This window comes from Streptomyces pseudoechinosporeus, from assembly GCF_054783935.1.
This window is the reverse complement of the sequence record NZ_BAAGPS010000035.1, coordinates 204,282-218,717: the sequence shown is the minus strand read 5'-3', so window position 1 is coordinate 218,717 and position 14,436 is coordinate 204,282. Positions and strand designations below refer to the sequence as shown.

Annotated in this window: 12 protein-coding genes; 5 read left to right on the top strand and 7 right to left on the bottom strand. The window is 69.3% G+C overall.

What is annotated here, in order from left to right:
• Positions 1 to 393 precede the first annotated feature (393 nt).
• Together ACYVO6_RS32120 and ACYVO6_RS32115 are read right to left on the bottom strand one after the other, a co-directional pair.
• The gene (locus ACYVO6_RS32120) at positions 394 to 942 is read right to left on the bottom strand and encodes an RNA 2'-phosphotransferase (RefSeq protein ID WP_461067426.1); all 549 of its coding nucleotides are present in this window, start codon (positions 940 to 942) and stop codon (positions 394 to 396) included.
• Between the two features lie 218 nt (positions 943 to 1,160).
• Entirely contained in the window at positions 1,161 to 2,966 is a 1,806-nt protein-coding gene (locus ACYVO6_RS32115) for an SDR family oxidoreductase (protein ID WP_461067309.1), read from the bottom strand.
• A 257-nt stretch (positions 2,967 to 3,223) separates the two neighbouring features.
• Between ACYVO6_RS32115 and ACYVO6_RS32110 the strand changes: the two genes are divergently transcribed.
• The 5 genes from ACYVO6_RS32110 to ACYVO6_RS32090 all read left to right on the top strand — a co-directional run bounded on the left by ACYVO6_RS32110 (position 3,224) and on the right by ACYVO6_RS32090 (position 7,153).
• Positions 3,224 to 4,186 carry an ABC transporter ATP-binding protein gene (locus tag ACYVO6_RS32110; RefSeq protein ID WP_461067424.1) on the top strand — a complete coding sequence of 321 codons (963 nt, stop codon included), beginning with the start codon at positions 3,224 to 3,226 and terminating at the stop codon, positions 4,184 to 4,186.
• The gene (locus ACYVO6_RS32105; protein WP_461067307.1) at positions 4,176 to 5,081 is read left to right on the top strand and encodes an ABC transporter permease; all 906 of its coding nucleotides are present in this window, start codon (positions 4,176 to 4,178) and stop codon (positions 5,079 to 5,081) included. The genes ACYVO6_RS32110 and ACYVO6_RS32105 overlap by 11 nt, the downstream gene beginning before the upstream one ends.
• Positions 5,078 to 5,989 (top strand): ABC transporter ATP-binding protein, encoded by a 912-nt coding sequence (locus ACYVO6_RS32100; protein ID WP_461067305.1) that lies wholly within the window; start codon positions 5,078 to 5,080, stop codon positions 5,987 to 5,989. The genes ACYVO6_RS32105 and ACYVO6_RS32100 overlap by 4 nt, the downstream gene beginning before the upstream one ends.
• 9 nt (positions 5,990 to 5,998) lie before the next feature.
• Entirely contained in the window at positions 5,999 to 6,718 is a 720-nt protein-coding gene (locus tag ACYVO6_RS32095) for an ABC transporter permease subunit (protein ID WP_461067303.1), read from the top strand.
• A gap of 195 nt (positions 6,719 to 6,913) precedes the next feature.
• Positions 6,914 to 7,153 (top strand): SGM_3592 family protein, encoded by a 240-nt coding sequence (locus ACYVO6_RS32090; protein WP_033321251.1) that lies wholly within the window; start codon positions 6,914 to 6,916, stop codon positions 7,151 to 7,153.
• 385 nt (positions 7,154 to 7,538) lie between these two features.
• Here the strand turns inward: ACYVO6_RS32090 and ACYVO6_RS32085 are convergent, their stop codons facing one another.
• The 5 genes from ACYVO6_RS32085 to ACYVO6_RS32065 form a co-directional block, all read right to left on the bottom strand.
• Positions 7,539 to 8,351 carry an HAD family hydrolase gene (locus ACYVO6_RS32085; protein WP_461067300.1) on the bottom strand — a complete coding sequence of 271 codons (813 nt, stop codon included), beginning with the start codon at positions 8,349 to 8,351 and terminating at the stop codon, positions 7,539 to 7,541.
• The gene (gene serS, locus ACYVO6_RS32080; protein WP_461067298.1) at positions 8,348 to 9,634 is read right to left on the bottom strand and encodes a serine--tRNA ligase; all 1,287 of its coding nucleotides are present in this window, start codon (positions 9,632 to 9,634) and stop codon (positions 8,348 to 8,350) included. Before serS ends, ACYVO6_RS32085 begins: the two co-directional genes overlap by 4 nt.
• A gap of 521 nt (positions 9,635 to 10,155) precedes the next feature.
• On the bottom strand, positions 10,156 to 11,088 hold the full coding sequence (gene pheA / locus ACYVO6_RS32075) for a prephenate dehydratase (RefSeq protein ID WP_461067296.1): 933 nt from the start codon (positions 11,086 to 11,088) through the stop codon (positions 10,156 to 10,158).
• A 70-nt stretch (positions 11,089 to 11,158) separates the two neighbouring features.
• The gene (gene efeB, locus ACYVO6_RS32070; RefSeq protein ID WP_461067294.1) at positions 11,159 to 12,532 is read right to left on the bottom strand and encodes an iron uptake transporter deferrochelatase/peroxidase subunit; all 1,374 of its coding nucleotides are present in this window, start codon (positions 12,530 to 12,532) and stop codon (positions 11,159 to 11,161) included.
• Between the two features lie 8 nt (positions 12,533 to 12,540).
• Positions 12,541 to 14,427 carry a copper resistance CopC/CopD family protein gene (locus ACYVO6_RS32065; RefSeq protein WP_461067292.1) on the bottom strand — a complete coding sequence of 629 codons (1,887 nt, stop codon included), beginning with the start codon at positions 14,425 to 14,427 and terminating at the stop codon, positions 12,541 to 12,543.
• Positions 14,428 to 14,436 lie beyond the last annotated feature (9 nt).

Sequence of the window (14,436 nt, the reverse complement as noted above, 5' to 3'; positions counted from 1 at the left end):
ACACGTTCGGGCCCGCCCTCACCTGTAGGCACGGGCCCCGCTCTACGTGGCATGCACACGCCGGTCGGCTGCTTGCCGACGCCGGGAAGGCCCATCATGGCGGCCGGACACAACCCCGCTCAAACCCAGACGCCGGGTGGCCGTCCCTTTTCGGTGAGCACGGCCTCGGTGTCACCCGCAGTGGGTACTCTGCGTCTGCGTGCGGACGTGTGCGGAGCGAGACGACCGCAGGGCGCATATCGCAGTATGTTCGCGTCATGGCGGATACGACACGGATCACGGTGACGCTGCCGACCGAGCAGGCGGAGGTACGGCAGGATCACGGTGCTCAGGAGCATGCGCAGGCTCATGGCTCCGAGCCCAGGCGCAGCCCAGGGTCTCCGATGCGGCCGGTCAGTGCGGGCCGGGAAACCGCAGGTAGCGCGGGGGCACGGCGGCCGTGAGCCAGACGCCGTTGGCGCTGACCCGGAAGACGTGGCCGTCGTGGTGCATGGCGGCGGCGTCCACGGAGAGCACGACGGGACGGCCGCGGCGGGCACCGACGCGGCTCGCGGTCTCGCGGTCCGGTGAGAGGTGCACGTCGTGCCGGTTCATGGGCCTGAGGCCCTCGGCGCGGATTGCGTCCAGGCTGCGGGCCACGGTCCCGTGGTAGAGGTACGCGGGCGGCGTCGCCGAGGGCAGACCGAGGTCCACCTCGACGGAGTGGCCTTGGCTGGCGCGGATCCGGGTGCCTTCGATCGCGAAGCGCCGCTTGTCGTTGGTGGCCACCACGTGGTCGAGCTCGGCCCGCGTGAACCGGAAGCCGTGGGCTGCCGCCGCGGCCATCAGCGTCTCGATCTCGGCCCAGCCGCCCTCGTCGAGCGTGAGCCCTATCTGCCCGGGCTGATGCCGCAGATGTTTTGAGAGGTACTTCGACACCGCCACGGTGCGGCGTTCATCGATCCCGGAATCGGTCTCCGAATCGGTTTGGGAATCGGGTTCGGGTTCGTTCATGGCGCCAGAGTGCCTGGTGAGACGCTGATCACGCATTTTATTTAGGTGTGGAGGTTTGATCCACAGCCAAGTGCGTTATCCACAGGGCAAGTTGACGTTACCTGTGGACAACTCTCCGTCGCTTTCTGTGTTTTTCCTCAGCCATCGCAGCTGTCTCAGCCATCTCCTCACAGTCGTGGCTCTATCCGTCCGATCGCGCGCAGTGCCCTGGGTGTGAAGCGGGCCATGAGGTGGGCGCCGCGGGCCTCGGGAGTCACGGGCACCATGGGCTGGTTGCGGACGACGGCGCGCAGGACGGCGTCGGCGACCTTCTCCGGTGGGTAATTGCGCAGCCCATACAGCCGCGCGGTCTTCTTCCGGCGCCGATTCTCCTCGTCGGCGTCGACGCCCGCGAAGTGTGCGGTCGAGGTGATGTTGGTGTTGACGAATCCCGGGCAGATCGCCGAGACGCCGATGCCCTGGCCTGCCAGCTCCGCGCGCAGGCACTCGCTGAGCATCAGCACCGCCGCCTTGGAGGTGCTGTAGGCGGGCAGCGTCTTCGAGGGCAGATACGCCGCCGCCGACGCGGTGTTGACGATATGGCCGCCCTGTCCGCGCTCGACCATCTGCCTGCCGAAGAGCCGGCAGCCGTGGATCACGCCCCACAGGTTGACGTCGAGGATCTTCTTCCAGTCCTCCGGCGTGGTGTCGAAGAAGGAGCCGGAGAGCCCGATCCCGGCGTTGTTCACCAGTACGTCGACCACCCCGTACTCGGCGGCGACCTTGTCGGCGAACTTCTCCATGGCCTGTTCGTCACAGACGTCGACCGTCTCGGCCCACGCTTCGGTGGCGCCGCCCTGACGGGACAGCTCCGCGGTGCGGGCCGCGCTCTGCGCGTCCCGGTCGACGGCCACCACGCGTGCGCCGGCCTCGGCGAACGCCAGGGCGGTGGCCCGCCCGATGCCGCTGCCCGCCCCGGTGACCAGTACGAGCTGCCCGCCGAAGCGGTCCGCGTACTTGCCGGTCGCCACCGGTGTGGGCGTTCCACTCTCGGTCGAGGTCACGAACTCGGTGATCCAGGCGGCCAGTTGATCGGGCCGGGTGCGCGGGATCCAATGGTTGGCCGGGAGCGTGCGGCGGACCAGCTGCGGGGCCCACAGCTCCAGCTCGTCGTAGAGCCGCTTGGACAGGAAGGTGTCGTCCAGGGGCGTGATGAGCTGCACGGGCGCGTGTGCGTACGCGTACGGGCGTGGATTGCGCAGGCGCGCCCGGAGGTTGTCCCGGTACAGCCACACGCCGTGGGCCGCGTCCGAGGGCAGCGAGGCGGTCGGGTATTCGTCGGTGGGTATCTTCTCGATCCGCCGCAGGATCTTCGGCCACTGCTTGCCGAGTGGGCCGCGGCCGAGGAGTTCGGGCAGGACGGGGATGTGCAGCGCGTAGATGTACCAGGACCTGGCTCCCTGGCCGAGGAGTTGGCCGAGCCTGCGTGGGGTCGGGCGGGTGATGCGCTTTTTGATCCAGTGCCCGAAGTGGTCCACGGAGGGTCCGGCCATCGATGTGAAGGAGGCGATCCGCCCCTCGGTGCGCCCGACCGTGACGAATTCCCAGCCCTGGCCCGAGCCCCAGTCGTGCCCGACCAGGTGCACCGGCCGGTCGGGGCTGACCGCGTCCGCGACCGCCAGGAAATCGTCCGTCAGCTTCTCCAGTGTGAACCCGCCGCGCAGCGGCTGCGGTGCGGTCGACCTGCCGTGGCCCCGGACGTCGTACAGCACCACGTGAAATCCGCGCTCGGCGAGGCGTGGAGCGACCTCGGACCACATCTCCTTGGTGTCCGGATAGCCGTGGACGAGCAGGACGGTCGGCTGCGCGGGATCCCCCAGTTCGGCGACGCACAACTCGACCTCGCCCGTCCGCACCCAGCGCTCGCGCGCGCCCTTGAGCAGACCTTCGCCTGTCGGGCGATCCCCCTTGCTCGTATGGCCTCGCTTGCTCACACGCTCCCCCCTTACGCATGCTGGTCAGGCCCGTCAGCGATCGCGTGCCGGGCCCTGTCGAATGTTCCAATTGTTGGAAGCCGCGTCAACGGGCAGGTGCGGAGCCTGTGGACAACCCGCCCGACGTGGAAATCCGGCACCGGTTGTTCGACCTCAGGGTGACCCTTACGGGCCCGTAATACTGGAGAGGGACGCCGATACAGCTCCCTGGGGTGACGCCCCGCTGTGGCCTGCGCCACTACCTTCGAATCGTGACTGTGATCGCGACCGAAAGCCTGAGCAAGCGGTTCCCCAGGGTGACCGCGCTTGACCGGCTCTCCGTGGATGTCGGGCCCGGTGTGACGGGACTCGTCGGAGCCAACGGAGCCGGCAAGTCCACACTGATCAAGATCCTGCTGGGTCTGTCCCCGGCCACCGAGGGCCGCGCAGAAGTGCTCGGCCTCGATGTCGCCACGAAGGGCGGTGACATCCGCGAGCGGGTCGGGTACATGCCCGAGCACGACTGCCTGCCGCCCGATGTCTCGGCCACCGAGTTCGTCGTCCATATGGCGCGCATGTCCGGCCTGCCCCCGGCGGCCGCCCGTGAGCGCACTGCGGACACGCTGCGCCACGTCGGCCTGTACGAGGAGCGCTACCGCCCCATCGGCGGCTATTCGACCGGCATGAAGCAGCGCGTGAAGCTCGCGCAGGCCCTCGTCCACGACCCCCAGCTGGTCTTCCTCGACGAGCCGACCAATGGCCTCGACCCGGTCGGCCGCGACGAGATGCTGGGCCTGATCCGCCGCATCCACACCGACTTCGGCATCTCGGTCCTGGTCACCTCGCACCTGCTGGGCGAGCTGGAGCGCACCTGCGACCACGTCGTCGTCATCGACGGCGGCAAGCTTCTGCGGTCCAGCTCCACCACGGACTTCACGCAGAGCACGGCGATCCTCGCGATCGAGGTCACCGACACCGACGACCACCCGGACGGCACCCGTGCGGTGCGCGACGTGCTGCACGCGCGCGGGATCGACACCCACGACGGCAGCGGACTGCCGGGCGCCGGTCACATCCTGCTGCTGACGGCGGACGGCGAGGAGACGTACGACCTCGTACGCGACATCGTCGCCGACCTCGGCCTCGGCCTGGTCCGTATGGAACAGCGCAGGCACCACATCTCGGAGGTCTTCAAGGACGCCGACGAAGCGCGGAAGGAGGCGGTCGGCCATGGCGGTTGAGCAGACCCCGGCCCGGGCAGGCGAGCAGACCCGGATCCACAACATCGGCTACCGCAACTACGACGGCCCGCGCCTGGGCCGCGCCTACGCCCGCCGCTCGCTCTACTCGCAGTCCCTGCGCGGCTCGTACGGCCTCGGCCGCTCGGTCAAGTCCAAGGTCCTGCCGATGCTGCTCTTCGTGGTGATGTGCGTGCCCGCGGCCATCATGGTGGCCGTCGCGGTCGCCACCACGGCGAAGGACCTGCCGGTCGACTACACGCGCTATGCGATCTTCCTGCAGGCGGTCATCGGCCTGTACGTGGCCTCGCAGGCACCGCAGTCCGTCTCACGCGACCTGCGCTTCAAGACCGTACCGCTGTACTTCTCGCGCCCCATCGAGACCGCCGACTACGTCCGCGCCAAGTACGCGGCGCTGGCCTCGGCGATGTTCATCCTCACCGCCGCGCCACTGCTCGTGCTCTATGTGGGCGCACTGCTGGCCAAACTTGACTTCACGCACCAGACCAAGGGCTTCGCACAAGGGCTCGTCTCCGTGGCACTGCTTTCCCTGCTCTTCGCCGGCATCGGCCTGGTCATCTCGGCGGTCACTCCGCGCCGCGGCTTCGGCATCGCGGCCGTCATCGCCACGCTGACCATCTCCTACGGGGCGGTGTCCACCGTCCAGGCCATCGCGTACGAACAGGAAAGCACCGGCGTGATCGCCTGGCTCGGCCTCTTCTCGCCCATCACGCTCATCGACGGAGTACAGACCGCCTTCCTCGGCGCCTCGTCCTCCTTCCCCGGAGAAGTGGGTCCGTCGACCGGCGAGGGCGTCGTCTACCTCCTCGTCGTCCTGGGCCTCATCGCGGGCTGCTACGGCCTCCTGATGCGCCGCTACCGAAAGGTCGGACTGTGACCACGCTCAACATCGACCACGTCTCACGCTGGTTCGGAAACGTGGTGGCCGTCAACGACATCACCATGACGATCGGCCCGGGCGTCACTGGCCTGCTGGGCCCGAACGGCGCCGGAAAATCCACCCTCATCAACATGATGGGCGGCTTCCTGGCCCCCTCCACGGGCTCCGTCACACTCGACGGCCAGCCGACCTGGCGCAACGAACAGATCTACAAGAAGATCGGCATCGTCCCGGAGCGCGAGGGGATGTACGACTTCCTCACCGGCCGCGAATTCGTTGTCGCCAACGCCGAGTTGCACGGCCTCGGCAAGAAGGCCGCCCACAGGGCCCTCGCCACGGTCGAGATGGAGTACGCGCAGGACAGGAAGATCTCCACGTACTCCAAGGGCATGCGGCAGCGCGTGAAGATGGCCTCCGCGCTCGTCCACGAGCCGTCCCTGCTGCTGCTCGACGAGCCCTTCAACGGCATGGACCCGCGCCAGCGCATGCAGCTGATGGACCTGCTGCGCCGCATGGGAGACGAGGGTCGCACGGTGCTGTTCTCGTCCCACATCCTCGAAGAGGTCGAGCAACTCGCCTCGCACATCGAGGTGATCGTCGCCGGACGGCACGCCGCGAGCGGCGACTTCCGGCGCATCCGCCGCCTGATGACCGACCGCCCGCACCGCTACCTCGTGCGTTCCAGCGACGACCGCGCGCTCGCGGCCGCGCTCATCGCCGACCCGTCGACCTCCGGCATCGAAGTGGACCTCCAGGAGGGCGCGTTGCGTATCCAGGCGGTCGACTTCGGGCGCTTCACGGCACTGCTGCCGCGGGTGGCCCGGGACCACGGCATCCGGCTGCTGACAGTCTCGCCGTCGGACGAGTCCCTCGAGTCCGTCTTCTCGTATCTCGTCGCGGCGTAGGAGGCCAAGATGTACGACCCCACAGTCGCCCGGCTCACCTACCGGGCCCTGCTCGGCCGCCGCCGGGCCCTCATCCTGGGCGCACTGCCCTTGCTGCTGATCGTGCTCTCCGTGGCGGTCCGTGCCTTCACCGGCACCGACGATCAGGTGGCCACCAACCTCCTCGGCGGGTTCGCGCTCGCCACCATGGTCCCGATCATCGGCGTCATCGCCGGTACGGGCGCGATCGGCCCGGAGATCGACGACGGTTCCGTCGTGTACCTGCTCGCCAAGCCGATCAAGCGCCCCACGATCATCTTCACCAAGCTGATCGTCGCCATCGCCGTGACCATGGCGTTCTCCGCGATCCCGACGTTCCTCGCGGGGATGATCCTGAACGGCAACGGTCAGCAGATCGCCGTCGCGTACACCGTGGCCGCGCTGGTCGCCTCCATCGCGTACGCCGCCCTCTTCCTGCTGCTCGGCACGGTCACACGGCACGCGGTGGTCTTCGGGCTCGTCTACGCCCTGGTATGGGAGGCCCTCTTCGGGTCGCTGGTGTCCGGGGCGCGCACGCTCAGCGTCCAGCAGTGGTCGCTGGCCGTGGCCCACGAGGTCACGGGCGCCGACCTCGTCACCTCCGAGGTCGGCATGGCGACCGGGACGGTGCTGCTGATCGTGGTGACCGTGGCCGCCACATGGTTCGCGGGGCAGAAGCTGCGGTCGCTGACGCTGGCCGGCGAGGAGTAAGCGCTCCGGGGAGTCGGGGCGGCTCCACGCGCGCGTGCCCGATGTTGGGGGTGCACGCGCGCGTGGGGCCTCTTGCGATGCGAGGACTGTGCGGTGCGGGGACTCTTGCGATGCGGAGCTTTTGATCTTGAGATCGGCTTTACCCGCGCAACGGCACACTTGTCCAAAGGGGATGCACGACAAGGAGGAACGGGGATGGCAAGGCAGGCACCGCGAAGCGATGGTCAGGGGGAGTCCGAGGACACCTGGGACGAACTCGTCCTGGACGAGGACTTCATACGGTCCGCCGAGACGGCCGAGCCGTCGGCACGCGCCCGTATGCTCGCGGCCCGCTGGCGTAACGGAGGCCCCGAGCCGCAGCCCTGGCGGTCCGACGAGCCGCCCGCGGGCTGGTTCTTCAGCAAGGCGCGACGACGCAGGTGGCGCCGACGGTAGCCGCTCCAGGGCCGCGGCTGGGGCTGGCGCACTGGGCGGTGGCCAACGCCTCCGCGCTGCCCGCCCGGAGTGCCCTTTTATTCGGTGGCGCCCAACTCGGCGTACGGGCAGAGTAGTTATGTCCAGGTCGCCGGGTTCCTCCGGCGCCGCATTCTGGGAGAGGAGCGCGACGATGCCCATCAGTAGCAGTTCGTCGAGCTCCCGACAGGGCAGCCCGCGGCGCACTCCGGAGTAGCTACCGCTCCGTCGAGTCCGCCCCGCACGGGGAGCTGCCCGGGGCGGCCGCTTCGAGCGCGCATCTCGCGCGGGCCGCCCCTCCCGACGTTGCCGGAACGCTGTCGCTGTGATGTGCCAGGCGCCAGGTCACAGCGGCAGCGTTGCGCGCTCAGCCCAGCAACCGCTCCAGCACCACGGCGATCCCGTCCTCCTCGTTGGACAGGGTCAACTCGTCGGCGACCGCCTTGAGTTCCTCATGGGCGTTGGCCATGGCCACGCCGTGCGCGGACCAGCCGAACATCGGGATGTCGTTGGGCATGTCACCGAAGGCGATCGTGTCGGCCGCCTTGACACCCAGACGGCGGGCCGCAAGCGAGAGGCCCGTGGCCTTGGAGAGACCGAGGGGAAGGATCTCGACGATGCCCTCGCCCGCCATGGTGATGGACACCAGACCGCCGACCGCCTGACGGGCCGCGTCCGCGAGTTCGTCGTCGGTCAGACGCGGGTGCTGGATGTACAGCTTCGTCAGCGGCTCGGCCCACAGTTCCGCGCGGTCGGTGAACGGGAGGGCCTGCAGCTGTCCCTGGACCTGGTAGCCCGGTCCGATCAGGACGTCGCCGTCGAGGCCGTCACGGCTCGCGGCCAGGGCCAGCGGACCGACCTCCGCCTCGATCTTGGCGAGCGCCAAGCCGGCCAGCTGCCGGTCGAGGGTAAGTGTGGTGAGCAGCCGGTTCGCCCCCGCGTCGTACACCTGCGCGCCCTGAGAACACACCGCGATCCCGTCGTACCCGAGTTCGTCGAGGATGTGGCGGGTCCACGGCGCCGCCCGCCCGGTGACGACGATGTGCGCGGCGCCCGCCGCGGTGGCCGCGGCGAGCGCCTCACGGGTGCGCTCCGAGACCGTGTCGTCGGAGCGCAGCAGCGTTCCGTCGAGATCGGTCGCGACGAGCTTGTACGGGAAGGCGGGAGCGGAGTCGCTCACTTGGCGGCCTTGGCGACCGGCTCCAGGATCTCCCGGCCACCCAGGAACGGCCGCAGCACCTCAGGCACCCGTACGGAGCCATCGGCCTGCTGATGGTTCTCCAGGATCGCCACGATCGTGCGCGGTACGGCGCACAGCGTGCCGTTCAGCGTCGCGAGCGGCTTCACCGTCTTGCCGTCACGCATACGGATCGCGAGGCGGCGCGACTGGAATTCGGTGCAGTCCGAAGTCGACGTCAGCTCGCGGTACTTGCCCTGGGTGGGGATCCACGCCTCGCAGTCGAACTTACGGGCCGCCGAGGACCCCAGGTCGGCCGAAGCCACGTCGATCACCCGGAACGGCAGCTCCAACGAGGTCAGCCACTGCTTCTCCCAGTCCAGCAGGCGCTGGTGCTCGGCCTGCGAGTCCGCCGGGTCGACGTACGAGAACATCTCGACCTTGTCGAACTGGTGCACCCGGAAGATGCCGCGCGTGTCCTTGCCGTGCGAGCCGGCCTCGCGGCGGAAGCACGGCGAGAAGCCCGCGTAGCGCATCGGGAGGCGGTCGCCGTCGATGATCTCGTCCATGTGGTACGCGGCGAGCGCCACCTCGGAGGTGCCGACCAGGTACAGGTCGTCATTGTCCAGGCGGTACACGTCCTGCGCGGCCTGGCCGAGGAAGCCTGTGCCGGCCATCGCTTGCGGACGGACCAGCGCCGGAGTCAGCATCGGCGTGAAACCGGCGGCCGTGGCCTGTGCCATCGCCGCGTTCACCAGCGCGAGTTCCAGCAGGGCGCCCACGCCGGTGAGGAAGTAGAAGCGCGAGCCGGAGACCTTCGCGCCGCGCTCGACGTCGATCGCGCCGAGTGTCGTGCCGAGCTCCAGGTGGTCCTTCGGCTCGAAGCCCTCGGCCGCGAAGTCACGGATCGTGCCGTGCGTCTCCAGCGTGACGAAGTCCTCCTCGCCGCCGACCGGGACGTCGGGGTGCACGAGGTTGCCCAGCTGGAGCAGCAGCTCCTGGGCCTCGGCTGCGGCCTCGTCCTTCGAGGCGTCGGCCGCCTTGACGTCGGCGGCAAGCTGGCCCGCCTTCTTCAACAGCTCGGCCTTCTCATCGCCGGAAGCCTTGGGGATGAGCTTGCCGAGCGCCCTCTGCTCGGCGCGCAGCTCGTCGAAGCGGACGCCGGACGACCTGCGCCGCTCGTCGGCGGAGAGCAGGGCGTCGACGAGTGCGACGTCCTCTCCACGGGCGCGCTGCGACGCGCGCACACGGTCGGGGTCCTCACGGAGCAGGCGAAGGTCAATCACCCCTCAAGGCTACCGGTGTGGGGTTCGGGCCCACGACCCGGTATTTCGATCTATCCCTTCTGGCAAGTTATGCAGGGATTGATCAACTCTGTCAGCAAAAGGAGTTAAACTCCCCGGTATAGGGCACCCAAGGTTCAGCGAGTTGACCCGATTCCCTTGTGCTGAGGGGGACTCGGGGAGCGGGTTGTCCACAGGCATCCACACCCCTCGGAGAGTTATCCACAGGCTGTGCGAAAGGTCTGTGGACTTCGGAGATGATCGTTCCGAAGGCGGCTTGCGGGGACGAAAAACTCCCGAACCCGACCTTCTCTACGCCCACTTTCGGGTGGAAATGGTTCGCTCCAAAGGATGGGTTGAGGGAAACGGGTGGACGAAGGGTGACCTGCCGGGCTGTGGGTCCAGTTGAGGGCCGTAGGGCGATTTGTCGACTGCATCACGCCTCGTTGTCGACTTGTCCCCAGGTCGAGAACCCGGCCTGTGGATAACTTCTGGGGATAAAGAAGAGCGGCTGGTAAGACCGGCTAGAACCGGCCGTCCTGGCAGCGCACCAGCCAGTCGGAGGCCGCCGCGAACTCGCCGTCGGACGTACCGGCCCCCGGCGCGCGTACGTCCTGGGGGTCGACCTCGGCCCGCGGATAGGACCCGAGGAACCGCACCTGCGGACACCTCCGCTTGAGGCCCATCAGCGCCTCGCTCACCCGGCGGTCCGCGATATGGCCCTCGGCGTCGATGGCGAAGCGGTAGTTGCCGATGCCCTCACCGGTCGGCCGGGACTGCAGCAGCATCAGGTTGACGCCGCGTACGGCGAACTCCTGGAGCAGTTCGAGCAGGGCGCCCGGGTGGTCATCTGGCAGCGCGACGACCACGGACGTCTTGTCCGCGCCGGTCGGTGCCGCGGGCCGGGCGGGCTTGCCCACCAGTACGAACCGGGTCTGCGCGTTCTCCGCATCGTGGATGCCGCTCTCCAGTGGCACCAGGCCGTACCGCTGCGCCGCGAACTCACCCGCGAAGGCCGCGTCGTAGCGCCCCTCCTGTACCAGGCGCGCGCCGTCCGCGTTCGAGGCCGCCGACTCCCAGATCACGTCCGGGAGGTTGTTCTTCATCCAGTTGCGCACCTGCGGCTGAGCAGCCGGGTGCGCGGTCACCGTCTTGATGTCCGAGAGCTTTGTGCCCGGCCTGACCAGCAGGGCGAAAGTGATCGAGAGCAGCACCTCCCGGTAGATCATCAGCGGTTCGCCGGCGACCAGTTCGTCGAGCGTTGTGGTGATGCCGCCCTCGACGGAGTTCTCGATCGGTACGAAAGCCGCCTCGGCCTCGCCGCCTCGGACCGCGTCGAGCGCGGCGGGCACGGACACCATCGGGACGAGTTCCCGGGTGGCGGTTTCCGGGAGTGTGCGCAGGGCGACTTCGGTGAAGGTGCCCTCGGGGCCGAGATACGCGTAGCTGGCTGGCATGGCCTCACCCTAATGGGCCGTTGCCCAGCCGGGCTCACGCTTCCGGCCCCGGTCGCCCCAGGGGGCTTTCTCACCCCTCCAGCAACCGCTGCCCCACGTACTCCCCCTCTGCCGCCCCGCCCGGCACCGCGAACAGTCCGCTCGCCTCGTGCCGGATGAACGCCGACAGCGCGTCCCCCCGGTCGAGCTTGCGCTGTACCGGTACGAAGCCGCGCAGCGGGTCGGCCTGCCAGCAGACGAAGAGCAGGCCCGCGTCCGGTACGCCGTCCGCGTCGAAGCCGTCGTGGAAGGAGAACGGCCGACGGAGTATCGCGGCGCCGCCGTTCTGGTCGGGTCGCGTGATGCGCGCATGTGCGTTGATCGGGATGACGAGCTTGCCGGAGGCGTCCGTCTTCTCCAGCTCCGGCTCGGTGGTCTCGGTGCCGCCGGTCAGCGGTGCCCCGTCCGACTTGCGTCGCCCGATGACGTCCTCCTGGTCCTTGAGCGAGAGCTTCTCCCAGTCGTCGAGGAGCATGCGGATGCGGCGTACGACGGCGTAGGAGCCCCCGGTCATCCATGAGGGCTCGCCCGAGTCGGGTACGAAGATCCGCTGGTCGAAGTCCGCCTCGGACGGCTTCGGATTGCGCGTGCCGTCGATCTGGCCCATCAGGTTGCGGGCCGTCATCGGCTGCGCGGTGGCGCCCGGCGAGCGGTTGAAGCCGTTCATCTGCCAGCGGACCCGGGCCGCCGATCCGGCGTCCTTCTGGATCGCACGCAGGGCGTGGAAGGCGACGAGGGCGTCGTTCGCGCCGATCTGCACCCACAGGTCGCCGTCGCTGCGCGCCTTGTCGAGGTGGTCCGAGGAGAAGTCGGGCAGCGGGTCGAGGGCGATGGGGCGCTGCTTCTCCAGTTCCGTACGGGCGAAGAAGCTGTGTCCGAAGCCGAAGGTGACGGTCAGGGACGAGGGGCCCGCGTCGCGTGCGACATCCGTGTCCTCGCTGCCCGCCGCCTCGCCCGCCATCAGCCGCTGGGCCGTGGCGGACCAGCGGCGCAGCAGCGCGGCGGCCTCCTTGCGGCCCGCGCCCGCCGCCAGGTCGAAGGCGACGAGGTGGCCGCGTGCCTGGAGGGCGGTGGTGATGCCCGGCTGATGTTTCCCGTGAAACATCACCTCGTCCGCGCCGAGCGAGCTGAGGGGCACGGCCTGGTCGGCGGTGGGCGCCGCGGCATAACCGGCGGCCCCGCCTGCCGCGCCGAGCGCGAGCCCGGTGGCACCGGCGGTCCCGAGCAGCCGCCGCCGCGAAATGGCCCCTCCAGGAGAGGGCCCCTGGGAAACAGCCTCCCTAAGAGGGCCATTTCCAGAAGAGGCCTCCTTGGGAGAGGCCATTCCTGCGGCACCCTCCTTGGAAGCGCCTCCCTTGGGAGAAGGCGCCGACGGAGACGCATCCGGAGTGGACTGTTCAGCCATGGTGTCGTTCAGCCGATCTGCGCGTTCTTGTCGACGGTCACCTGGTCGATGTCGGAGGTCCGCACGGTGACCGCGATGTTCCAGCTGCCCGCCATGGGGATCTGCACCCCGCTCGCCGTCCAGTGTCCGGTGGCGATGCGGTCGGGGACCACGGGCAGGGGTCCGATGTCCCTGGCCTCAAGGGTGAGGGCGACCTTGACCTCGGGAATGTCGAAGGCCTTGCCGTTGGGCCGCTCTACGTAGACGTGCATGTCGTTGCCGCCGACGCGTGCCGGGTCGAGTTCGAGCCGTGCGACGCCCTTGCCGTCCTGGCCGCCCGTGTCGAACGGCATCTCCAGGGACAGCGCTGCGGACTCCGGCTGCGAGGCGGCGGTGGCGGCCTTGGCGTCCTCCACCGTGCGACCGGGTTCGGTGGACGTCAGCACGGTCGTCACGGCGAGCACGACCACGGCGACAGCCGCCTCGGCGAGCACCGAGCGGCGCAGGCCCGAGCGTCGCGGGTCGGCGTCGCGGGCGCGCTTCTCGCGCGCGGTGGCTACGGCGGCCCGCTGCCGGGCCAGTTGGGCCGCGCGCTTGCTGTCCCCGCCGCCCACCTGTGCGGCGGCCGGCTCCTTCTCGTCCGTACGCTCCTCAACCTCTTCGGAGTCTTCGGTTTCCACCACGGTTTCCGGAGCAAACGTCAGCCGGGTGGTCCAGCGCCGGGAGATCCACGCGACGCCGACGAGCACGGCCACCAGCCCGATCTTGACGAGCAGCAGCTGCCCGTACGACGTATCGGTGAGCGCCGACCAGGAGCCGAGCTGCCGCCACGACTGGTAGATCCCGGTCGCGGCGAGGACGGCCACGCTGCCGAACGCGACGCCGGAGAAGCGGCGTACGGCGGATGACTCGATCGACGGTGCGCGGTAGAGCGCCACCAGCAGCGCCGACAGGCCGCCCAGCCAGGCGGCGACGGCCAGCAGGTGGAGGACGTCGACGGGCATCGCGATCCCGGTCTGGATGCCGGTCGAGGCGTGCTCGGCCAGGGCCCAGGTCGCGGCCAGGCCCGCCGCCACGACGGACCCGCCGATGGCCAGCCCGAAGGTGAGATCCTGCTTCTCCTTCTCGTCCTCGCGCTTCTCGAAGGCCCCGAAGAGTACGGCGATGAACAGCGCGCCCGCGGCGAGCAGCAGCAGCCGCGAGACCAGCGCCGCGCCCGTCTTGGTCTGCAGCACCTGGCTGAGCAGACTCAGGTCGAAGATGTCCCCGACCTTCCCGGACCCGGTGTAGGAGCCGCGCAACAGCAGCATGGCGAGCGTGGCCGCGGTGAGCGCGAGCCACCCGGAGACCACCAGCCGCTGCACGGGCCGTACCCCGGCGCCGCGCTGCCAGCAGGCGAGGACGAAGGCCGCGCCGCCGACGAAGAGTACGAATCCCGCGTACGACACATAGCGCGCGAAACCATAGAGTCCGCCCACGACTCCGCCGCCCGCCTCCTGGTCGGACAACGCGACGGAGGTCTTCGAGGGCGCGCCCACGGAGAAGGTGAAGGCCCCCGAGACGGGGTGGCTGTCTGCCGACACCACCTGATAGGTGACGGTGAACGTGCCGTCGGGCAGGCCCTCGTGCAGGTTCACGGCGTACGTGTTGCTGCCCAGGTCGGTGGTCTTGCCCGTGTCGACCTGCTTGCCCTTCGGGTCGAGGACGCGCACCGAGCCGTCGGACATCGCGACCTTCTCGGAGAAGGTCAGCGACACCTGGGAGGGTGCCTCGTCGACCACCGCTCCTTGCTGCGGGTCGCTCCCGGTCAGCGCGGCGTGCGCGGAGAGGGGCGCGGCCTGGGCGAACAGCGCGCCGGTGACGGCGAGGAGCAGCAACAACAGGATCCGTACGCGGGGAGCGATGGCCTGCCTCACGGTGGTCCC